General features: G+C 47.5%; 2 tRNA genes. Both read right to left on the reverse strand.

Annotation, left to right across the window (positions count from 1 at the left end):
* Position 1: 1 nt before the first annotated feature.
* Positions 2 to 77: transfer RNA gene (locus SB660_RS19805), tRNA-Lys, on the reverse strand.
* Between the two features lie 37 nt (positions 78 to 114).
* Positions 115 to 190, reverse strand: a tRNA-Thr gene (locus SB660_RS19810).
* Positions 191 to 297 lie beyond the last annotated feature (107 nt).

The following is a 297-nucleotide window of genomic DNA, read 5'->3' on the forward strand; positions in this document are numbered from 1 at the left end:
ATGGTGAGCCATGAAGGACTCGAACCTTCGACCCTCTGATTAAAAGTCAGATGCTCTACCAACTGAGCTAATGGCTCGCTTTAAAAGCGACTTGTCTATCTTACCATATGAAAGTGGTGCCGGCAAGAGGACTTGAACCCCCAACCTACTGATTACAAGTCAGTTGCTCTACCAGTTGAGCTACACCGGCTTTATCTATCCTAACATTATGTAAGAATAAATATGGTGGAGGATGACGGGCTCGAACCGCCGACCCTCTGCTTGTAAGGCAGATGCTCTCCCAGCTGAGCTAATCCT

Source organism: Bacillus sp. SIMBA_005 (assembly GCF_046535585.1).
GTDB lineage: Bacteria > Bacillota > Bacilli > Bacillales > Bacillaceae > Bacillus > Bacillus pumilus.